The following is a 21,129-nucleotide window of genomic DNA, read 5'->3' as shown; positions in this document are numbered from 1 at the left end:
GTATGCGTCCCGTCAGGTGCGCCAGCGGCGTCAATCTTAGTCTCACGGCCTTTGCCAGCGACTCCAGCCAAGTCCCAGGCCGTAGGGCGGATAAGCTTTCCCACGAAGTCACTGCAAAGCCAAACTTGTCCATGAGCGCTGACGAACGACGCGCCCAGGAACGCTCGCGCGGATTCTGAACCGGATATGGCAGGCGGGGAATAGAAAGCCGTCGTCCATTTGTAGTCAATTGAAAACTCGGAGAATCCGACGAAGCTAAACAGCTGGTTGCGGATTTTCTCTTGGCGGCGGCTCATACGCGGTGAAGTTGCAGCCGTCCTCCGTATGAGCGCACCCCACAAGTTCGCACTGAAAAGTGGTGTGAAACACGTCAAAGCGCGTAGCAACGACGGTTTTTAACGCCTTAATTACCTTGCCGGCCGGAACTTCAGGAGAATGCACGATATGCGCTGTCAGGCTGTTTTTTCCACTGGTGAGAACCCATATGTGAATGTCATGCACACCGGTTACGCCGTTGACTGCAAGCATTGATCTCTTCAAGTCATCGAGATCCAGTCCTTTGGGCGTGCCTTCCAAAAGAATATTGAGACTCTCTTTGAGCAGTATCCAAGTTCGCGGCAACACCCACAAGCCGATTCCTACGGCAATCACGGTGTCAACCCATGCCCAGCCGGTGAAACGAATGATCAGAGCTGCGGCAATCACACCGATAGAGCCGAGCATGTCGCTCCAGACTTCCAAGTATGCGCCTTTGATATTCAGGCTGGAGTCCTTGCCCCCGCTAAGCATTTTTATACTAATGATGTTGATGATGAGTCCCAGTGTGGCTACCACAATCATTCCGGTGGTCTGAACATCCGTTGGGCTTCGAAAGCGCTGGTACGCTTCATAAAGAATATAGATGGCCACTGCAAAGAGCAGCAAGGCATTGAAGGTGGCAGCGAGAATTTCAAATCTGTAATAGCCAAAGCTGCGGCGTGCATCTGCGGGACGCCTCGCCACGCGCATGGCTACCAAGGCGATTCCCAATGCCGCAGCGTCCGTAAACATATGAGCGGCGTCGGCGAGAAGAGCCAAGCTGTTTAGCAAAACCCCGGCTACCGCCTCTGCGATTAAAAAAGTGGAAGTCAAACCAAAAGCTATCCACAATGTGGTTTCCTTTTTGTTCTCCGGGACGGCATGTGAATGACCTTCGCTCATATATAAGTCCTTCTAAAAACGGTCGTTAGCGAAACCTCAGCCAATGGCAATTTACGACTGTGGTTTTCCGCAGTTGGGGCAGAACTTTGCGCCCGCCGTAATGCTTGCGTTACATGTCATGCAGCTTCCTGGCATCATTGATTTGCCGCACTGACTGCAAAATCGTGCTCCAGGCACGTTGAGTCCTGAGCACGATGAACACGCTACGCCCCCACCTCCAGACGGTGGTGCCGGCACGGGCGGTGGCGGTGGATTGCGATACTCGTCCTCTCGGTATCCATGCCTGCCGCCTCCGTGACCGCCACGGTTCCCGCCATGATGGCTTCCGCTCATATTTGAGAATAATTTGCCAAGAAAGCTCATACGCTTCTCCTAAAAGTTAACTCAATCTGCTCAAAATTAGTCGTGGTCGCTGGGCGGGACTTGTCCATTACTCTCCCGCCCTGCACGCTTTTCTGTAAATTGCCCCGCAGCAGAGAACTGCCAATACATACATACCGAATGCGCTCGCCATTCCGACTGCTGCTGTAGCCCAAAGCGTTGCTGCAGTAGTGAGGCCAGGATTTCCTGTTTTCCCTTTGAAAATCACCCCGGCACCGATAAACCCAATGCCAGAGACGACCTGCGCCGCGATTCGGGGCGGATCGCCTCCGCCATGGGTCGATATGAGGCTGAAGGCACATGCACCAATAGAGGTCGCCATGTAAGTCCTTATGCCTGCATCACTATCACTTCGTTCGCGCTCCCAGCCGTTGATTCCCCCGAGCACGGCTGCCAGGAAGACCCGGAAGGCATAGAGAAGCTCGTTAGCAACGTCCATTTGCGTCATAGCCCATTGATTTTCTGGTGAACGCTCAGACGACGGGAACTGCTGACACCACGTCCATGACGTACACCCAACCAGAATTGGGGCGTCCTGTTCGAGCGGAAGCAACGATGATTTTTACCAACTCATCGACATGGTCTTCCGAACAATGAAGCTCAAGCTTGTATTCATTGATGACTTCATCTCCAAGCTCGACCGAGAAACGTCGTTCGCCCTCGTCTAGGGGAACCAACGAACCCTTGACCATATAAGCTGTCAAGTTGTGTTCGTCGTCTCCAACGCTCGTCCACGCAACTGAACTTTTGAGTGCGCTGATGACCTCGGCTACTCGATTGCTGTGTATGTATGCCTTGATTTCTTTCATGATGTGCCTTCCTCATTTTCGGATTGGTTTTGGCTACGACGCTCAGCGCGCAGTTCGGCCCACTCATAGAAGAGTGGCAGCAACAGTAAAGTCAATGCGGTCGAAGTAAAGAGGCCCCCTACCACTACGGTTGCAAGTGGCCGCTGAGTTTCTGCGCCGACGCCTGTAGACAGAAGCATTGGGACGAGACCCAAAATGGCCACGGAAGCGGTCATCAAGACTGGTCTCAAGCGTAGTTCTGCCCCCCGACGCACGGCATCCCTAATAGACAGACCTTGCCCGCGCTGATCATTTAGGAATGTCACCATCACAATGCCGTTGAGCATGGCCACCCCGAAGACAGCGATGAAGCCAATAGCAGAAGGAACCGACAGGTATTGCCCTGTGATAAACAGTCCGACTATCCCGCCAATGATGGCAAACGGAACGTTCGCAATGATGAGCGTCGCATGCCTTACGGAATTAAATGCCGTATACAGCAACATGAAGATCAGCCCGATGGTCAAAGGCACGATCACAGCCAGGCGAGCCATGGCGCGCTGCTGGTTCTCAAACGCACCGCCCCACTGGTAGTAGTAGCCTGTCGGCAATTTGACCTGCTCTGCAATCTTGGCGTCAGCCTCCTTCACAAAGCTGTCAACGTCACGGCCCTTGACGTCCATCTGAAGAACTGAATATCGCTGCAAAGACTCCCGGCGAACAAACGAATACCCCTCGTCCAGCTCAATCGCCGCTACCTGCGAGAACGGAACCAGTGCGCCGCCAGTGGTGCGGATAGGAATTGCCGCAATCGATGCCGGGTCAGCGCGGAAGCCATCAGAAAGCCGAACCGAAATATCAAACCGTTTGGTTCCATCAATCAGCGTGGAAACCGCTTCCCCCCCGATGCCTGCTTTGACAATCTCCAGAATTTCATCAGCATTGATGCCATAACGGGCGGCCGCTTCGCGATTGACTTTGATTACCAACTGAGGCTTTCCCTTATTGGCCTCGGCTGACAAATCGGCCACCCCGGACACTTCGCCCAGCACCCCTTGCAACTGCGCGGTAAGCCGATCCAGCGTCGCCAGGTCGGGGCCGTAAAGCTTAAGAGCGAGAGTCGCTCTGACACCTGATATCAATTCTTCAACACGCGACTGAATGGGCTGTGTCGCAGCGATAACAGCCGTGGGAATAACTTTTTCCAAGGCCTCCTGCATCTCATGGGCAAGCGTTGGGTACGAGATTTTTTCCGGCCACTCGGACTGATTCTTGGTCGCCACAAGTACCTCCATGGAATTCACGTCGGTGGTCTCGCCTCCCTCCGCGCGCCCAATCGTTGAGAGCACCGAGTCGACTTGCGGAAACTGTTTCTTCAGTTCAACGCTAATGACATTCGAGACCCTGATAGATTCATCGAGCGAAGCCGATGGAATGCCGGTCACGCGCAAAAGAATGGTTCCCTCCTGCAGTTGTGGCATGAATTCCTTGCCCAGAAATGGGAACAGTGCCAGAGATGCCACAAGCAGTGCCAACGCAATGGAGATAACGAGCTTCTTTCGTTCAAGCGCCCAGTCGAGCAAGGGCAGGTAGGACTTTTTGGCCCAACGTACGACGAACGTATCTTTCTCTTCCTTCGGCTTGAGAATCAGCGCGGCCAGGACAGGCACCAGCGTCATTGACAGCAACAAGGAGCCGGCCATCGCAAAAGTAATAGTGAAGGCCATGGGCTTGAAAAGTTTTCCCTCCAGGCCCGTTAGGGAAAAAAGAGGCATGAAGACGACAATGATGATCAGGATGGCGAATGCGATGGGGTTCATCACCTCTCGCGCCGCTTCCAAAATCAGATGCGTCTTTTTGATGGGCTTGCCAGACTCCTTGGCATGAGCCAATAGCCGGAATGCGTTTTCGACCATCACTATGGCGCCGTCAACCATCATTCCCGTGCCAATAGCCAATCCCGCCAGCGACATCAGGTTGGCCGTTACCCCAAACTGCTGCATGAGGATGAATGCAATCAGCATGGCCATCGGCAAGGTCACAATGACGACGATGGCCGAACGAAAATCTCCCAAAAACAAAAACAAAATAATGGCGACCAATATTGCGCCTTCCACCAGGGAGCTTTCAGCCGTCTTCAATGCTTTTTCGACCAGATCGGTACGGTCGTAGACGGGGACCAGCGACACACCTTTTGGCAACGCCGCCTGCGCAAGGGCCATCTTGGCCTTCACTGCGTCTACGACACTCTTCGCATTTTCATTGACTCGCGACAAGGCAATACCAAGAACGGCCTCCTTCCCGTCGCGGGTGACGGCACCGAAACGCGGGGTGGCGGCTTCCTTGACCTCCGCGACATCGCGAACAAAAATAGGCGCACCGTTTCGCTCAGCAACAACGATACTCGCAATGTCGGCCGACCCCGTCACGAGGCCCAGCCCTCTAACCAAATATTGTTCGGGGCCCAAGTTGATTGATTGCCCGCCTACCTGCTTATTGTTAGCAGCAAGTCGTTCCATGACCTGCTTGAAGGTCAGCCCATACTTGATCAACTTGTTTGGATCGATCTGCACCTGAAATTGTTTCTGATCTCCACCGAAAGAAATAACGTCGTCCACGCCGGGCGCAGTACGCATGATCAAGCGAACCGTCCAGTCGTGCAGCGTGCGCAAATCCATGATGCTCAGCTTTTTATCGGCCGATTCAATGGTGTACCAGAACACTTGCCCCAAGCCTGAGCTGTTGGGCCCCAGCACGGGCTCCCCATAGCCTTGCGGTAGGCGACCTTTGGCTTCCTGCAGCTTCTCACCCACAAGTCGGCGTGCAAAGTAAATGTCAACGTTGTCCTTAAAGTAGACACCAACGTAAGACAGACCAAACAACGAAATCGAGCGAACCTCTTCGACCCCAGGCAATCCCGCCATGGCCCCCTCAATAGGCGTGGTCAGCAGCCTTTCGACATCTTCGGCGGCAAGACCAGGCGATTCTGTGTATACGTTGACCTGAATGGGCGTGACGTCTGGAAAGGCATCTACCGGTACGGTGCGAAAGGCTTGAACACCCAGGCCGACAATTACGGCAAAAGCGACAAGAACCAGAACTTTGTAACGCAGCGAAGCATCGACAATGGCATTGAGCATGATGATGGTTCCTTGCCTTATCCACCGATTTGCGATTTCAACAGGCGAGCTTTGAGCGCATAGGCGCCAGTTGCCACCACCTGTTCTTTCGTCTTGAGGCCGGATGTGATCACCGTACGCCCCCCCAATTTTTCTCCTGTCTCTACTGCACGAGACTCAAAGCTACCCTGCTCATTTACGAAAACAGTCGGTTGACCTTGAAGCAAAACTATTGCGGTGTCCGGGACCGAGATGGCTTCTAGTTGCCCTCCGGTTGCAATGCTGGCGCTGGCGAACATTTCAGGCTTGAGCCGACCGTCCTTGTTAGGCACTTCGATGCGTGCTGCTATGGTGCGGCTATCCTTGTCCAGTACGTTGGCAATATAAGCAACCCGGCCGTTAAAGTGCTCGCCAGGATAGGCCCCCACCGTCACTATCGCCGCCGCACCTGTCTTGACTTTCGAGACCAACTGGTCGGTGAGATTTGCCTCAATCCAAACCTTGGATAAATCTGCGATGGTAAAAATGGCATCCGAAGGGGATCCCAGTTCACCGATCGTGGCCTTTTTCTGGATGACTGTGCCGGCAAACGGCGACGTTAACGCAAAGGTGGATTGTGCGTGTCCGCTAGCACTGGCGGATCCTCCAAGCAGGCGCAATCGGTCACGCGCCGCCCGTGATTCCGCACTGGCCCGTTCCAGTTCACCACGCGCCCTGAGCAACTCCTTCTGTGGAATGATTTCCTCTGCGCTAAGTGACTCGGCACGCTTGAAGTCAGCCTGTGCAACACGTTCGGAAGACTGCGCACGCAGCAGAGTCGATTGCGCTTCGCCAATTGCCAGACTGTCCATAACAGCCAGGGCCTGCCCCGCGCGAACCGTGTCACCCAGATTGGCGGACACGCTAACGATCCGGCCCTCCACCCGGGGTGAAATCTTGGCAATTCGATCTTGATTGGGGCGAATGGTCGCTGTGACGCTTACCGAGTCTTCGAAAGTACGTGAGCTCACTTCTTCAAGCTTGATCCCAGCCCGTTCCTGTTCCTCTGCCGTTAGTTTCAGGCCTTTTTCTTCTTTGCCGGATTCTGCCTTGGCCTCCTGCTTGGCTGGTTCCACACCCTTTGCAGACTTGTCTCCACAACCACCCAGCATAAGCAATATCGCAAGAACGGATGAAATACCGACGACACGGCGTGACGTGGAAAATTTGAATTTTGTGTTGTTCATGATGAATCTCTCATTCTTTGGACCAACCCGCTTCGAACTCAATCGCGGCACGGGTACTGTGGTATTCGGTAAGGGCCTCGATCAAGTCACGGCGCGCATCGAGTGCTTGGCGGTTGACGACGATTAGTTCAAGCAAACCGATCTGCCCCGCCTGGCGGGATTTGACAGAAAGACTTAGGTTGTCGGTCAGCGCCGGCAAGACGACGTCCTGAAGCCGACGCACGCGTTGCTCTTGGCTTGTCAGCCTTGTCCAAAGCGACAAGATATTGGCTTTGATGTCGCGCTGCGCGGCCTCCCTATCAATTTGCGCTTGGGTTGCAGCGGTAGACGCTTGACCAATGCCAGTGGCATTGCGTTTAAAAAGCGGCAATGGGATCGAAACGGAAATAGTGGTGAGCCTTTCGCGTGCGCTGCCTGGACCTTCACGGCCTACATTCAATCCCACCGTCACGTCGGGACTTACACTTGCACGTTCCAGGCGGTATCTTGCGTTTGCGCTTTTTTCACGGGCTGAAAAAGCAAGAAGACGCGGCTGTGCGTCGAGACTGCCAAGCAGATCGTTCAATACAAACCCAATAGGCGCTGGCATCAGTTCGCCCTGAGCCAGCGGCAGCGCCGGGCCCACAAGCTGCAGGCGCGCCGCCAAATCGTTACGCTCTTCGTTAAGCTGTTCCCGCGCCAGAGCAAGCTGATTACGCGCGCGCTCGGCCTCCACGAGCGCAACATTGGCATCAAGCTTGGTGTCCTCGCCCGCGGTACGTCGCTTTTGTACAGCGGCGGCGGCATCATCGAATAATTTGAGCGCCTGGCTTTCCAGCTCAACACGTTGCTGAAGTGCCAGCACCCTGTAAAAGCGCGTGGAGATATCACTTCGAATTTGCCGCTGCGCATCGACAATCTCGTAACGCAACGCATCCAGCGCAGACGAGGCGGTCTCGCGCCTGAAGCCTCCCTGACCCCCCGTTTCAAAAGTCTGGGAGACTCCGCCAGTCCACTCGTTGCGACGTTCAGGATTCATGCCCGCTTGGGGCACGAGCCGTCGCGTCTTGTCAATGGCGAGCTGAGGGTTGTTGAATAGCAGTGATCTCGCATCGCTATTGAAACCTTCTGCTGCCGCGAGCTCCGCCTGCTTTGCCCGCAATGCGGGATTGGCCTGGGCAGCCCGTACTAAGGCCTCCTGCAGTGTCAGCGGCGCGAGCTTGGGCGTACTAACCTCTGCAGGGCTGGGTGCCTGCGCAAAGGCAGGTACCGATAAAAAAAACAGTGTGCAGGCAAGCGCCAGCGTTTTCGGTCGCATCGAATTCTCCTAGTTGCGAAAACCAAGGGGGGAGAATCCGGCGAGAAGCCAGCTACCGAAGGGCAGCTAAAAAGAAAAGGAGCGTTCTCGCCGGACTAAGCGGCGAGGGTCCAATTAGGTCGTTCGATGACGTCCGGCACCCTGAACTGGGTCGGCAAGGGATCGGGTGGTTCGAAAACCGCTGGCGACGCAACAGGAACACTCAAGGCATTCCCGGGAAGCGGCTGAGCGCATCCTATGTGGCAGTAGTTGCAATCCGGGTCGTCCGTCCCGCCCAACGCACCCGTCAAGGCACTCTCGGGTATTGAAACCGTATGCACGTGTGCGTGATGACCAAAATGGCTCGTCTTGTCGATATTTTCGTGCACGCAATACCTTGCCGCAGCGCCCCAGGCGAACTGGAGCGGCAGAAATACGATGAAGAAAATGATCAGATAACGGCGCACGATGAGAGTGTACAAGGCAAATGTTTCAGGGACTTGCAGGTGTGGTCATTACGGTATAGTTTTCTGGAAAAAGCCGCTCAATCAACTCCAGCGGGCTGCGACATCTCTTGGCTCGTTAATGCAATCACGGTCAGACTTCGTTCCATAGCCGCGACGGCAGCACTAACGACATTGGTGCATTTGCCGCTTGTGCTAATAGCCAGCTATCAGTCTCCCGGTCGGTCGTGTGCATCCAGGTATCTTGAGAAAACGTGTTCACACCCAAAGTCATTTGCGGCGCAGGTCAAGCGACCAACGTCGCTAATTTGAGGGTGGCCAGAATAGTTTCACGCATGGCTGGAATGGTGGGCTGGTTCATCCTGTAGATTTATGTTTTGGGAGTGGTGGCGGAATTTTTCGCACCGCGCAGCAAACGAAGGCCATTGCCGACAACCAGCAGGCTTGCACCCATATCGGCAAAGACCGCCATCCACATGGTCGCGGATCCACAGTCGCATTGCGCACAGCCATGCGCATTTTCCTGATGCCCACCATGAGGGTTGACAGGTAGCCTGATCCAATCAGCAAAGTTCAACGAGAGTTCCCCATAGGGACGGATCGAGTTGGTAAAAAATGGCTGGCGGAAAACCTGGGTCTATGAGTGGTCAACCTCAGCAAGGTGGTCAACGAATAACGGCGACAAGCTCGGATCCATCGATGACCTTACGATCGAAAAACGTTCCGGCCAACCTTGGCCACCACGCAGCGGGAATCTGTCACAACCCGTAAAACCCTCTCCGGTGGTCAGTGCCGGTCCAGGTTCCACAATTTGACTCTCCCCAGCGCTTCACCTGGCGTGACCGAGAGGTCGATGGCACGGGTGATCACTGCATCACGGCGGAATTGCTCGCGCACTGCTCGGTAGCGGTGGAGGATGGTGGAGCGGTCAACTGTCACGAAAAGCTCCGCGTCGGCCTCCAGGGCCGCCTCCATGTGCTCAACGTCGAATTCCCTCTTGCGTGCTAGCAGCTCAAATAAATGCAGGTCTGGGCTCAGGGTTGCCTTCGCCTGGGCCAGCCGATCGTCGTGCTGATACCTACAGGGGCAACATCCAGCCAAGCTTGTTCCTCGACGGATCACCACAAGAGCCTTCCGTGAAAACGGCGATCAAACAATGTGGAAATGCGGCGCTTATTGGTTCGGGTACGCATGGAAACTTCCCACTGGCAGGACTGCCCGGTCAGGCACATCATTGCAGGCTCAATGGTAGACATGGGTAAGTCTTGGCACACATGGTAGCCGCTCCCGATTTGGCTTTAGGCGAACGTGCATTTACCGCTGTCGCTGCCGGTAAGCGCGCCGGGCGCCGTCTCAAGCATCCACCTCGCGACCGCTGAGCCGTGACACCTCCCCTGACCTCGATGCATCAATTCAGCGCCGAATTGGCGTGTGCCCTTGAGACTGGACCTCATTCAAAACATGGATATTTCAATACTTCAACAATAGTTGTACTATTGATCTATGGAAGAGCTAGACGCAATCAATTCCCTGGCCGCCCTGGCCCAGACCCAACGTGTGCGGACATTCCGCGCCTTGGTGGTGGCCGGACCTGCAGGGCTAACCCCAGGAGCCATTGCCGAACAACTTAACGTGCCAGGCAATGCGCTCTCGTTCCACCTCAAGGAACTGTCGCATGCCGACTTGGTGAGCGTTGAGCAACGTGGCCGCAATCTGATTTATCGGGCGAACTTCGCCCAAATGAATGCCCTCCTGGGCTACCTGACCGAGCATTGCTGCCAAGGCGCGGCTTGTGAGGTTGTTGACTCCGCCTCTTGTGTTAACTGTTGAAAGGAACCAGCATGAAACGCTTTCATGTCCACGTTCACGTGGATGACCTCCCGAGAAACATCGCCTTCTATTCGGCGATGTTCGATCAGCAACCGGCACGCACCGAGACCGACTATGCGAAATGGATGCTGACCGATCCTCCGGTGAATTTCGCGATTTCGACGCGAGGCAATGCTGCAGGTGTTGATCACCTGGGTATCCAGGTGGACAACACGGACGACCTGAAGGTTTTGCGCAGCTGTGCCGCTAAGGCCGACATGGGGATTCTTGACGAAGGCGCTACCAGCTGCTGCTATGCGCGAAGCGAGAAATACTGGGTGACGGATCCCCAGGGCATTGCGTGGGAGCAGTTCCATACGCTGGACTCGATTCCTGTCTATGGCGAGAGCCGGGCAACGGACGATGCTGCAGCCGGAGCCTGCTGCGTGGGTGAGCTCACTGCAGCGCCCGTCCCGTTTGTCAACGCACGCCCCGGCGTTGGCGCCGGCAAGTCCTGCGGCTAATTGGATGCGCCCTATGAGCACTGTGAAATCTATCAACGTTTTGTTTCTCTGCACGCACAATTCGGCGCGCAGCATTCTTGCTGAGGCGACGTTGAACCACCTGGGGAAAGGCCGCTTCAAGGCCTTTTCTGCAGGCAGCAACCCGCGTGAAAATCAGCAACCGAATCCTCTGGCGCTAAAGATTCTTGAGAAGGCCGGTATTTCGACCGAAGGTCTTCGCAGCAAGAGCTGGGACGAGTTCGGCAAGCTGGATGCACCGCACATGGACCTGGTCATCACGGTCTGCGACAACGCTGCCGGCGAGGTGTGCCCCTATTGGCCTGGCCAACCGGCGACGGCGCACTGGGGCTACGCTGATCCGTCCGAGACGTCGGGCACGGATGACCAGAAGCTGGAAGCTTTTCGGCAGACTCTGCACGCTATTCGTCGGCGCCTGGACCTGCTAGTGAACTTGCCAGCTGCGGGTGTGGACAAGCTGATGCTGCAAACCAAGGCCAGGGATATCGCCAAGTCCTGAAGAGTTGACGAACGAGCGTCTGGGAATTATTTCACTGTCGTCATGACGTAATCGTCGCCTTCTTTGACGAACCCAAAGTCAACCTTCTTGTCCACGGCCAATTTGGCGAGCAGATCCTTGTCCTTGACCTTAAAACTCATGGTCATCGGCGGCCAGTTCAGGCTGTTCACTGGCCCATGGACGATCAGGACGTAGCCTGTCTTGGCATTGATCTTCCTGATCGTCCCGTTGGCCTCATGCGTGGTCTGGGCGTTGGCAGCGGGTTTCTTGGCCATGTCCATGCTCTTCATATCGCCCATTTTCGACTGAGCGAACGCGGCGGATGCGGCGACTTAAACGAGAGAAGCGATTGCGATTTTTTTCATGAAAAACTCCTCTTGCAAGAGGTGTAATGGTTAAATCCGGTTGTCCGGCGAGATAAATCCGTCATGGGCTGCATCTTCGTGCAGTGCATGACGGAAGGAGCGTGACCAATCCCATCTCAAAAGTTACGTGGTACTGGTTTCTTTGGCGGCATCTTTGCAGGCCTTGACTTCGGCCTCATAACGCTCTTTGCGCAGTTTGTTCAAATATGGCGTTGTCTGCGCGCGCGGGCCATGGTCGAGTTGCAATACGAGTTTTTTTGGCGGACAGACCTTGACCTGGTCTGGGGCAGCACTGGCAGGCAAACTGATGCCAAGTGTCGCGGCGCTAACAAGGGCGATAAGTAGGGATTTCATGATGGTCTCCTTGGATAAGGAAAGGAACTGGATGGGTAATTGAGCGGGACGCACGGCTGGTGACTAATTGCGCCAGCAACAGTACGCGACGCGCAAAGGCAGGCCCCCCTCTCGCTTTGGCAGATCCAGGAGGTTTTTCGTTGACGCAGAAGACTGCGCCAGCAACTGCCATACAGCTTGTTTGGGCTCCTCTTGCTCGCCAGTGAACCCATGCACGGCTGGTGCGGGGGCCTTGTAGCAGCTCGCGCAAGGCAAGCCGTTCATTGCACCTGACATCGGATTCTTTTGTGCGCCAGCTTGTGTCACCTCCGGCACGGCTTTCATGGTCAAGCTCGCGGCCTGGACTGGGTTCGCAAGCCCAGCCGCAAACAGCACAAGCGCCGCCATGAGGAGCGCGCGTCGCAGCGCTTGATCGAGGTGATGCTGGCGTTCAGGCCGCTTCACGATGCCTTCTCCAAAAGAACCACTGTCGGGTATGGCTCGTGCGCGGCCGGCGTATCAGCAGATACACCGCTGGAATCACGAACATCGACAACAGCGGCGCGGTGATCATGCCGCCCACCATGGGCGCGGCGATGCGCTGCATCACCTCGGAGCCCGTCCCTGTGCCCCACATGATGGGAAACAGGCCGGCCAGAATGACCGCCACCGTCATGGCCTTGGGCCGAACGCGCAATACCGCACCTTCGCGAATGGCGTCCAACAAGTCAGAGTTACTGGTTTTCCCTTGTTCCAGCCGATCGTCCCAGGCAGACTTCAGGTAGAGCAGCATGATCACGCCGAATTCCGCCGAGACACCGGCCAGCGCAATAAATCCAACCGCGCCCGCGACCGACAGGTTGTAGCTCAGCAGGTAGAGCAGCCAGATCCCCCCCACCAGCGCAAAGGGCAGCGTGGCCAAGATCAGCAGGGCCTCGTCGAAGCGCTTGAAGGTCAGGTACAGCAGGACAAAGATGATCAGCAGCGTGAACGGCACCACAACCTTGAGCTTGGCCGTGGCACGCTCCAGGAATTCGAACTGACCCGACCAGGAGATCGAATAGCCCGGCGGCAGCTTGACCTTGTCCGCCACGGCCTTTTGCATGTCCTGCACGGCCGAGCGCAGATCACGTCCGCGGATGTCCACGTAGACCCAGCCCGAGAGGCGAGCGTTTTCGCTGCGCAGCATGGGTGGGCCGTCGGTGATGCGGATATCAGCCACGTCCGACAGCACCAGGCGCTGGCCGCGTTCCGTCACAAAGGGCAGGCTGCGCACTTTCTCCACAGAATCACGCAACTCTCTGGGGTAACGCATGTTGATGGGGAAGCGCTGCAGGCCCTCGACCGTCTCGCCGATGTTCTCGCCGCCCACGGCCGAACTAATGATCGACTGCACGTCGGCAATGTTCAGGCCATAACGGGATGCTGCATCGCGCTTGATATTGACGTCCACATAACGCCCACCGGTCAAGCGCTCGGCCAAGGCGCTCGACACGCCGGGAACATCTTTGAGCGCACGTTCGATCTCGCCGGTCAGCCGGTCTATCGTGATCAAGTCGGTACCGGCTACCTTGACGCCTACCGGGCTCTTGATGCCGGTAGCCAGCATGTCGATGCGGTTGCGGATGGGCGGCACCCAGATATTGGACAGACCGGGAACCTTGACGATGCGATCCAGTTCATCGACCAGCTTGTCCTGCGTCATTCCCGGACGCCACTGGTCCATTGGCTTGAACTGGATGGTGGTTTCAAACATCTCCATGGGCGCCGGGTCGGTCGCCGTTTCGGCGCGGCCGGCCTTGCCGTACACGCTGGCGACTTCGGGCACGGTCTTGATCAGCCGGTCAGTCTGCTGCAGCAATTCACTGGCCTTGCCGGCTGACAAGCCTGGTAACGCGGAGGGCATGTAGAGCAAATCACCTTCGTCCATCCTCGGCATGAACTCCCCGCCGATATGCTGCAGCGGCCAGAGGCTGATCACCAGAATGATGCCGGCAACCAGTAATGTGAGCTTGGGCGCGCGCAGCACCACTTCCAGCATCGGCCGGTAGATGGCGATCAGCAAGCGGTTCAGGGGGTTGGACTTCTCATCGGGAATCCGGCCACGGATCAGGTAGCCCATGAGCACGGGAATCAAGGTCACCGACAGTCCGGCCGCCGCTGCCATGGCATAGGTCTTGGTAAACGCCAACGGAGAGAACAAGCGGCCCTCCTGCGCCTCCAGCGTAAACACCGGGATAAACGACAAGGTGATGATCAGCAGCGAGAAGAACAGGGCCGGCCCGACTTCGGCGGCCGCGTCGCCGATGACCCGCCAGCGCGTCTCGCCTTGCAGCGTTTCACCAGGATGATCGTGTCCCCAATGCTCCAGATGCTTGTGGGCGTTCTCTATCATGACCACGGCGGCATCCACCATGGCACCGATCGCAATCGCGATGCCGCCCAGCGACATGATGTTCGCGTTCACCCCCTGGTAGTGCATCACGATGAAGGCGACCAGAATGCCCAGCGGCAACGAAATGATGGCGACGAAAGCCGAGCGCAGGTGAAACAGGAAGATGAAACACACGACCGCGACGACCAGGAATTCCTCCATCAGCTTGTACGTGAGGTTGTCCACGGCCCGTTCGATCAGTCCCGAGCGGTCGTAAGTCGGCACGATCTCCACCCCCTTGGGTAGGCTGGCCTGCAAGGTCTGAAGCTTGGCCTTGACGGCGGCGATGGTTTCCAGGGCATTCTTGCCGGAACGCATGATGATCACGCCGCCGGCAGCTTCCCCTTCTCCGTCGAGCTCACCAATGCCGCGGCGCATTTCAGGGCCAATCTGGATGCGTGCCACGTCACCCAGGCGCACCGAAACGCCGCCAGGCGTCGTTATTAGCGGTACAGCACGAAAATCGTCCAGGCTTTGCAGATAGCCCGAGGCCCGCACCATGTATTCGGCCTCGCCAAGCTCCAGCACCGAACCGCCGGCTTCCTGGTTGGCCTTCTGGATGGCTTCGACCACCTTGGTATGCGGAATCGCATAGGCGGCCAGCTTGTCTGGGTCGAGCACGATCTGATATTGCCGAACCATGCCGCCTATGGATGCGACCTCGGCCACATTGGGCACGGTTTTGAGTTCGTACTTGAGAAACCAGTCCTGCAAGGCGCGTAGTTGCCCGGCGTCCTGGGTGCCGCTGCGGTCTATCAGGGCGTACTGGTAAATCCAGCCCACACCGGTGGCGTCCGGCCCCAGCGAGGCTTTGGCTGCCGCCGGCAGACGCGACTGGACCTGATTCAGGTACTCCAGCACGCGGGAGCGAGCCCAATAGAGGTCCGTACCGTCTTCAAACAGGACGTAGACAAATGAGTCACCGAAGAATGAATACCCGCGTACGGTTTTGGCCCCGGGCACCGACAGCATGGTCGTGGTCAGCGGGTAGGTGACCTGGTTTTCGACGATGCGCGGCGCCTGACCGGGATAGGTGGTGCGGATGATGACCTGCACATCGGACAGGTCAGGTAGCGCGTCCAGCGGCGTCCGCATGACCGAGTACACGCCCCAGGCGCTGATCATGAGGGTGGCCAACAGCACCAAAAAGCGGTTGGCGATGGACCAGCGTATCAGCCGGGCGATCACTTTTTACTCCCTGTGGCCGCCGGTGTGGCAGCAGACGGTGCACTTGAGGGCGAGATCCGGGTTAACTGCGGTAGTCCCTCCGCGTCCATGTAGAACTCAAAACTCACCTGGTCGCCGGCTGCCAGGTTGCGCGGCAGGTCTTTGGCGGGCGGCGATTTGAACTCCATGGTCATGGCTCCCCACTTGAGCGAGGGAATCGGCCCATGTGATAGCGTGATCGCGTCCTTGCCGATGGCTTCGATCTTGGCTTCGCCTTCATGACGCGTCGCGGTATTGGCTGCGACTGGCTTGGGCGCCTCATTGAGTCGCGCTTCAATCCCTTTGAGGCTGGCTTCCGAGTCGATCAGAAACTGCGATGACACCACCACACGCTGCCCCGCTTGCAGGCCACGTTTGATTTCAGTCTGGCCACCGCTTTCAATGCCGGCTTCAACATCGACGGGCCGGAATCGGCCGTTCTCCTCGGCCAGCATCACCACCGTGCGTTTGCCCGTCTGGATCACGGCTTCGGTGGGGATCAGCAAGGCCTTCTCGGCCCGCATGTCCATGAACTGCATGGACACAAACATCCCTGGCACCAGGTGTGAGCCTGGGTTGGCCAGCTCCAGCCGCGCCTTGAGCGTGCGCGTCGCCGGGTTGACCTCAGGCAGGATGGACTGGACCTTGCCGTCAAAGGTGGTGCCAGGCGCTGCCGGGCTGCGCGCCTGCACTTTCGCCCCTGGTCGCAGCAAGGCCGCCTGACTCTCCGGTACTTCTGCGTTGGCCCACACAGTGGACAAACCGTTGATGCGGAACATGGTGGCGCCGGGCATCACGGTCATGCCTTCGCGTGCCAGCAACTCGACCACCACCCCGCCAATCGGTGCTGTCAGTGTGATGCGGGCTTGCGTCTTGCCACTGGCCTCAACCCGGCCAATCTGTTCGTCGCTCATGCCTGCCTGGCGCATGCGCTGCCGGGCACCGTCAACCAGCGAGGCCAGATCATTGCCCTTCATACGCTTGATGGCGAGAAACTCCTCCTGCGCTGCAACCCAGTCTGGAACGTACAGGTCCACCAGCGGTTGTCCCTTGGAGACGCGGTCCAGTGTGGCACGCACGTACAGGCGCTCGACATAGCCGGTCGCTCTGGCCTGGACAATGGCTTGGTCGCGTTCGTTAAATGCGATGCTGCCGACCGCAGAGACTTGAGGCGACAGCGTGCCCTCAGTGACGGCTGCGGTACGCACGCCCAGGTTCTGCTGGACGCGCGGGCTGACAGTGACCTTGCCCTGGTCGGAATCGCCATCGGCATAGACCGGCACCAGCATCATGTCCATAAAAGGCGACTTACCCGGTTTGTCGAACTTGTTCCCCGGCACCATGGGGTCCTGGTAGTACAGGATCTTGCGGCCGCTGACCGGATCGGTATCGCCGGCCTTGAGGCCAGCGCTGATGTGGCGGCGGGTGGCGTCTTCGCCTTCGGCGATGCTTTGGGGTCCGGCTGTGGACGCGGCCGCTGGACTCGACGGTGCGCCACCCGGTGGGGCGGCTGCAGCCATGCTGCTGCCGTTTTTCATGCCCAGGGCGTACAGGCCATAACCTGCGGCGCCGAGAACGCCGGCGGTGATCAGCGCGGTTATAAGGTATTTCTTGTTCATGGCTGTTCCTTGGCTGGTGCCGGCATGTTGTGTTCGGGGACGAGGAAGTTAAGCTGGGCCCAGGACCGCGCGGTTTCCAGTTCTAGCGTCAGGGCTTGCATTCGGGTGTCAATCTCATCACGGCGTGCGGCCAATGCCACAGCCAGGTCGCTCTTGCCGGTGCGATAGGCCGTGAGCGTGGCCTCGGTCCGCTGCCGTGCGGTGGGAATCAGCTCACTGCGGTAACGGGCTACCCGGTCCTTACCCGTTTGCCAGTCGTTCAGCCAGCCACGCACCTCGGCTTCATGGCTGCGCAGCATGTCCTCGTAGCGCGCTTTGGCTTCGTCAACCATGGCCAGCTTCGCGGCCAGTTCACGGTTTTGGCGGTTCTTCTGGTCCCACTGGAGGGGGATGGAGACCCCGATGGAAACCATGTTGGAGTAAGCCGAACCCCGCTGAGCGTAGCTGGCCTCGACGCTCCAGTCGGCTTGTTTGTTGGCTTGTGCCAGCTTGGCATCGGTTTCCACGGCATCGACTTCTGCGCTCAGGGCCAGCAGATCCGGATGCTGCTTGAGGTGCTCGCTCGACACTTTTCCCTGCAGCGGTGTGGTTTGCCAGGGCGGTGAACCTGAAAACGGTCGCTCTGCGTCTGGAGCACCTATCCAGCGGGCGAGCGCAATGCCAGCACCGCGCGCCTGCCGGTCGATTTGGCTGAGGCGGTCTTCCAGTCCGATGACAGCGGCGCGGGCGGCAAACACATCCGCCTGGCTGCCCCGGCCGGTACGAAAGGCGCTATCGGCCGCTTGTACCTGCAGCCGGGTTTCCTCGATTTGCTGGAGCAACAGTTCACGCTGGGCTTGGGTGTAGTAACGGTCCAGCCAGGCCAGCGCCGTGTCGCGCTGTAGGTTCGCCAGTGTCAGTTGCCGCTGCGCCTGCACCCGCTGTGCGTCGCGTTCAAAGCGTTCCGACCGCAGTTGGCGTTTCTCGGAGCGGGTGATTTCCTGCGAAAGACCAATGCGGCGCTGCGTCATGAAGTCGCGCGTCAGGCTGCCGCGGTCCGGACCATTGGCCGGCAGGTTGTCGATGCCGAATTTGAGCACCGGGTCCGGCAACTGGTCGGCCGCCACGGCCTGTTCACGAGCGGCGGTGGTCAGCGCGCCTTGGGCGACCAATTGCTGAGACCGGCCGACGGCGATGCGCTGCGCCTCAATCAGGGTCAAAGGGTCAATGGCCCATGACGCGGACGCCATGGCCACCACCAAGGCGGCAGCGGCAGTCCGATAAATCGGAAAGGGAATAAACATAAAACCTCCAGAGCACAAAGAATGACCTGTCGATGCACGAAAAATGCATCAGGCAGGAGCTAAGTGGTCTGGGAGGTCAGAGGCGGAAGCAGCAGTTCCGGATGGCTACAGGGGGCGCCGTGGTGCGCTGTAAATGGGGCGCCTGCAGCGGCGCTTCCAAAAATGGCGGAATGACGATTTGTAGACTGAAATCTGCAGGCAATGCATCAATGGCTACCGGCGACGGCAATTGATATTTGTCGGCAGACTGCTGTCCCGCCTGGCAGTGCGCGTGGCACAGACCAGGCTGCTCGTCGTCCATGTTTAGTGCCATGGATTCGGCGCAGGGCATGCCCGCCTCGGCCATGGCAGCGACTTCGGCGACCTTTGTCCCGCTGCCTGGACAGGCGTAGCCAGCCACCGCCAGCTGCATAAACAGCAGGCTGACCAGTGCAAAAAGCACAGTGATCAGGCGGGTGCGGCGGTTCCGGGTCATGGCTTGAGTGTAATGAATCTGTGATCTCAAGCGCTGAAAAAAGTTCTCAGGCGCAACAGCCGGACCCAAGGCCTTTATCCTGGATGGAGGGACATGGCATCGTTCCGTAGGAACAAAACACGCAGCAATCCCCCTGTTTCGGACGCAGCACCGTGTGGCATTGCTCGCACTCGTAAAACCATTGGCACGCGTCTTCAGGCATTCTTTCTGTTTTCTTGTGGCCACAACTCGGGCATGTCAGGGTCGAATCCAGGATGACCTGTTTCATGGTGCCACCCCGACCACATGCGAGGGATAGCCGGCGTCTGCGGTGACCCGGGTGAGCGCCGCAGAGTTTGTTTTTGCATCATCGAAAAAGACGGTTGCCTGCCGTTTTTCGTAACTGACATCAGCTTTCGAGACGCCAGGAATTTTAGTCAACGCCACCTTCACTGTGATCGGGCAGGCGGCACAAGTCATGCCGGGGACCGACAAAGTCACCATCTTGGGCGCAGCCCATGCAGGGAGGACAAAGGCAGCGGCCAATGCGAATAGCGGCGGGATACGGCGCTTCATGGGTAGTTCCTTTTCAGTAGAACAAGGGCAAGACGTAGGGGAACGCAAGCGCGACCAGCGCCAAAGCCGCAGCTGTCCAAAAAGTGACTTTGTAGAGAATGCGAACTCGCGGTAAAGCACAGACTTCACCCGAGGTGCAGGCCTTCGTGGCTCGATACAGGCGCCGTCCGGCCAGACACAAAGCCAGTAAAGCAATTCCGATAAAGAAGGGGCGATAAGGCTCCAGGAGAGCCAAATTGCTGATCCAGGCGCCACTAAAACCCAGCAGAATCAGCACCAATGGGCCGAGGCAGCAGGCGGATGCGAGAAAGGCGGCAAGACCGCCGACAACCAGCGTGCTGGTGCCGCTCTGTTGTGCGGGGGGGTGCTGGTTTATAGCAAGGCTGGATTTCATGGCGTAAGATTACTTCCGTACTCAAGTACGGAGTCAAGGACATGAAAGACGTCGTGAGCTATCTGACAATTGGCGAGTTTGCCGCTTCCGCGGGCGTCAATGTCGAGACCATCCGGTTCTACCAGCGCAAAGGATTGCTGACTGAACCGGAGCGCCCCTACGGCAGTATTCGGCGTTATGGGGACGCGGAGGTAAGCCGTGTCAGGTTTGTGAAATCTGCCCAGCGCCTTGGCTTTAGTCTGGACGAAATTGCGGAGCTGCTGAGGCTGGAGGATGGCACGCATTGTCAAGAAGCCAGAGGCTTGGCCGAACACAAACTGGTGGACGTTCGCGAAAAGCTGGGGGATCTGCGCCGCATAGAGTCGGTTCTGAGCACTCTGGTGGAGAACTGCCGCGCGGCAAGGGGAAGCATTTCCTGCCCCTTGATTTCGGCACTCCATGATGCTCACTGAGCGGCGCAGTACGGCATCGTGCTGCCACGATATCTGACGATCATGAAATATTTACACCGCGACCGGGAGGCGCTTCATGGAAGCTAAATCGCATTGGGAAAAGATCTACAAGACCAAATCGTCCGAAACCATGAGCTGGTACCAGCCTCATGCCACTTTGTCGCTGGACCTGATTCGCCGCGTGGCGCCGGAGACATCGGCGCGTATTGTGGATGTCGGCGGCGGAGCCGCCAGCCTGGTAGACAACCTGCTGGCTGACGGCATGACGAATGTGAGTGTGCTGGATATCTCCGGCGCAGCGCTCAATGTGGCGCGCCACAGGTTGGGTGACCAGGCGAGGCGCGTGCGCTGGATCGAAGGTGACATCACCACCGTCGGCCTGGAAAAATCCAGTATTGACGTCTGGCATGACCGGGCCGTTTTTCACTTCCTCACCAGTGCGGTCGACCGCGCGGCCTATGTGGCCCAGGTGCGCCACGCAGTACGCCCCGGTGGCCAGGTCATCGTGGCTGCCTTTGGGCCGAATGGCCCGCTTCAATGCAGCGGCTTGCCCGTTGTGCGTTATGCACCTGACGCGCTGCATGCAGAGTTTGGCGGCGCGTTTGAACTGCTGGAGCATGTGACGGAGGACCATTACACGCCTTCAGGGCTTGTCCAGCACTTTGTGTATTGCCATTGCGTGCTGCATTAGAGGACCTCAACCTGGACA

At 57.7% G+C, this 21,129-nt stretch carries 24 protein-coding genes; 5 read left to right on the top strand and 19 right to left on the bottom strand.

Features of this window, described 5'->3' with window-relative positions; translation table 11 throughout:
• Nucleotides 1-255: 255 nt before the first annotated feature.
• The 9 genes from B7X65_RS19990 to B7X65_RS19955 all read right to left on the bottom strand — a co-directional run bounded on the left by B7X65_RS19990 (nt 256) and on the right by B7X65_RS19955 (nt 9,576).
• Nucleotides 256-1,200, bottom strand: a complete 945-nt coding sequence (locus B7X65_RS19990; protein ID WP_293596046.1) for a cation diffusion facilitator family transporter — start codon at nt 1,198-1,200, stop codon at nt 256-258.
• Between the two features lie 51 nt (nt 1,201-1,251).
• Complete coding sequence (locus B7X65_RS23930) at nt 1,252-1,533, bottom strand: zinc ribbon domain-containing protein (RefSeq protein WP_366557376.1); 282 nt, start codon at nt 1,531-1,533, stop codon at nt 1,252-1,254.
• 97 nt (nt 1,534-1,630) lie between these two features.
• Complete coding sequence (locus B7X65_RS19985; RefSeq protein ID WP_293596045.1) at nt 1,631-2,029, bottom strand: MgtC/SapB family protein; 399 nt, start codon at nt 2,027-2,029, stop codon at nt 1,631-1,633.
• A 25-nt stretch (nt 2,030-2,054) separates the two neighbouring features.
• Entirely contained in the window at nt 2,055-2,390 is a 336-nt protein-coding gene (locus B7X65_RS19980) for a P-II family nitrogen regulator (protein WP_293596044.1), read from the bottom strand.
• On the bottom strand, nt 2,387-5,509 hold the full coding sequence (locus B7X65_RS19975; protein WP_293596043.1) for a CusA/CzcA family heavy metal efflux RND transporter: 3,123 nt from the start codon (nt 5,507-5,509) through the stop codon (nt 2,387-2,389). The genes B7X65_RS19980 and B7X65_RS19975 overlap by 4 nt, the downstream gene beginning before the upstream one ends.
• A gap of 17 nt (nt 5,510-5,526) precedes the next feature.
• Complete coding sequence (locus B7X65_RS19970) at nt 5,527-6,714, bottom strand: efflux RND transporter periplasmic adaptor subunit (protein WP_293596042.1); 1,188 nt, start codon at nt 6,712-6,714, stop codon at nt 5,527-5,529.
• Nucleotides 6,715-6,724: 10 nt separating this feature from the next.
• Nucleotides 6,725-8,011 carry a TolC family protein gene (locus tag B7X65_RS19965; protein ID WP_293596041.1) on the bottom strand — a complete coding sequence of 429 codons (1,287 nt, stop codon included), beginning with the start codon at nt 8,009-8,011 and terminating at the stop codon, nt 6,725-6,727.
• A gap of 95 nt (nt 8,012-8,106) precedes the next feature.
• On the bottom strand, nt 8,107-8,472 hold the full coding sequence (locus B7X65_RS19960; RefSeq protein WP_293596040.1) for a hypothetical protein: 366 nt from the start codon (nt 8,470-8,472) through the stop codon (nt 8,107-8,109).
• Between the two features lie 768 nt (nt 8,473-9,240).
• Nucleotides 9,241-9,576: a hypothetical protein gene (locus tag B7X65_RS19955; protein ID WP_293596039.1), complete on the bottom strand. Its 336-nt coding sequence runs from the start codon at nt 9,574-9,576 to the stop codon at nt 9,241-9,243.
• Nucleotides 9,577-9,957: 381 nt separating this feature from the next.
• On the opposite strand from B7X65_RS19955, the gene B7X65_RS19950 reads away from it, so the two are divergent.
• Genes B7X65_RS19950 through B7X65_RS19940 form a run of 3 tightly spaced genes read left to right on the top strand, consistent with a single transcriptional unit; the run spans nt 9,958 to nt 11,304 of the window.
• Entirely contained in the window at nt 9,958-10,284 is a 327-nt protein-coding gene (locus tag B7X65_RS19950; protein ID WP_293596038.1) for a helix-turn-helix domain-containing protein, read from the top strand.
• Between the two features lie 11 nt (nt 10,285-10,295).
• Entirely contained in the window at nt 10,296-10,787 is a 492-nt protein-coding gene (locus B7X65_RS19945) for an ArsI/CadI family heavy metal resistance metalloenzyme (protein ID WP_293596037.1), read from the top strand.
• 13 nt (nt 10,788-10,800) lie between these two features.
• On the top strand, nt 10,801-11,304 hold the full coding sequence (locus B7X65_RS19940) for an arsenate reductase ArsC (RefSeq protein WP_293596036.1): 504 nt from the start codon (nt 10,801-10,803) through the stop codon (nt 11,302-11,304).
• Between the two features lie 26 nt (nt 11,305-11,330).
• On the opposite strand, the gene B7X65_RS19935 is transcribed toward B7X65_RS19940, so the two are convergent.
• The 10 genes from B7X65_RS19935 to merT form a co-directional block, all read right to left on the bottom strand.
• Entirely contained in the window at nt 11,331-11,579 is a 249-nt protein-coding gene (locus tag B7X65_RS19935; RefSeq protein WP_293596035.1) for a copper-binding protein, read from the bottom strand.
• Nucleotides 11,580-11,792: 213 nt separating this feature from the next.
• Nucleotides 11,793-12,023, bottom strand: a complete 231-nt coding sequence (locus B7X65_RS19930; RefSeq protein ID WP_293596034.1) for a hypothetical protein — start codon at nt 12,021-12,023, stop codon at nt 11,793-11,795.
• 63 nt (nt 12,024-12,086) lie between these two features.
• Nucleotides 12,087-12,467 carry a hypothetical protein gene (locus tag B7X65_RS19925; protein WP_293596033.1) on the bottom strand — a complete coding sequence of 127 codons (381 nt, stop codon included), beginning with the start codon at nt 12,465-12,467 and terminating at the stop codon, nt 12,087-12,089.
• Nucleotides 12,454-15,624 (bottom strand): efflux RND transporter permease subunit, encoded by a 3,171-nt coding sequence (locus B7X65_RS19920; RefSeq protein WP_293596032.1) that lies wholly within the window; start codon nt 15,622-15,624, stop codon nt 12,454-12,456. Before B7X65_RS19920 ends, B7X65_RS19925 begins: the two co-directional genes overlap by 14 nt.
• Nucleotides 15,621-17,261, bottom strand: coding sequence for an efflux RND transporter periplasmic adaptor subunit (locus tag B7X65_RS19915; RefSeq protein WP_293596031.1), 1,641 nt, complete (start codon nt 17,259-17,261; stop codon nt 15,621-15,623). Before B7X65_RS19915 ends, B7X65_RS19920 begins: the two co-directional genes overlap by 4 nt.
• Nucleotides 17,258-18,544, bottom strand: a complete 1,287-nt coding sequence (locus B7X65_RS19910) for a TolC family protein (protein WP_293596030.1) — start codon at nt 18,542-18,544, stop codon at nt 17,258-17,260. The genes B7X65_RS19915 and B7X65_RS19910 overlap by 4 nt, the downstream gene beginning before the upstream one ends.
• A gap of 76 nt (nt 18,545-18,620) precedes the next feature.
• On the bottom strand, nt 18,621-19,019 hold the full coding sequence (locus B7X65_RS19905; protein ID WP_293596029.1) for a hypothetical protein: 399 nt from the start codon (nt 19,017-19,019) through the stop codon (nt 18,621-18,623).
• Between the two features lie 46 nt (nt 19,020-19,065).
• On the bottom strand, nt 19,066-19,287 hold the full coding sequence (locus B7X65_RS19900) for a GDCCVxC domain-containing (seleno)protein (protein WP_293596028.1): 222 nt from the start codon (nt 19,285-19,287) through the stop codon (nt 19,066-19,068).
• On the bottom strand, nt 19,284-19,574 hold the full coding sequence (gene merP, locus B7X65_RS19895) for a mercury resistance system periplasmic binding protein MerP (protein ID WP_293596027.1): 291 nt from the start codon (nt 19,572-19,574) through the stop codon (nt 19,284-19,286). Before merP ends, B7X65_RS19900 begins: the two co-directional genes overlap by 4 nt.
• A gap of 13 nt (nt 19,575-19,587) precedes the next feature.
• Nucleotides 19,588-19,968, bottom strand: a complete 381-nt coding sequence (gene merT / locus B7X65_RS19890) for a mercuric ion transporter MerT (protein ID WP_293596026.1) — start codon at nt 19,966-19,968, stop codon at nt 19,588-19,590.
• 41 nt (nt 19,969-20,009) lie between these two features.
• Between merT and merR the strand changes: the two genes are divergently transcribed.
• Together merR and B7X65_RS19880 are read left to right on the top strand one after the other, a co-directional pair.
• Nucleotides 20,010-20,420, top strand: coding sequence for an Hg(II)-responsive transcriptional regulator (gene merR, locus B7X65_RS19885; RefSeq protein ID WP_293596025.1), 411 nt, complete (start codon nt 20,010-20,012; stop codon nt 20,418-20,420).
• A 76-nt stretch (nt 20,421-20,496) separates the two neighbouring features.
• Entirely contained in the window at nt 20,497-21,111 is a 615-nt protein-coding gene (locus B7X65_RS19880) for a class I SAM-dependent methyltransferase (protein ID WP_293596024.1), read from the top strand.
• Nucleotides 21,112-21,129: the final 18 nt, after the last annotated feature.

Origin of the sequence: Polaromonas sp. 39-63-25, assembly GCF_002278925.1 — a bacterium.
GTDB lineage: Bacteria > Pseudomonadota > Gammaproteobacteria > Burkholderiales > Burkholderiaceae_C > Polaromonas.
This window is presented reverse-complemented; position numbering and strand designations above follow the sequence as displayed.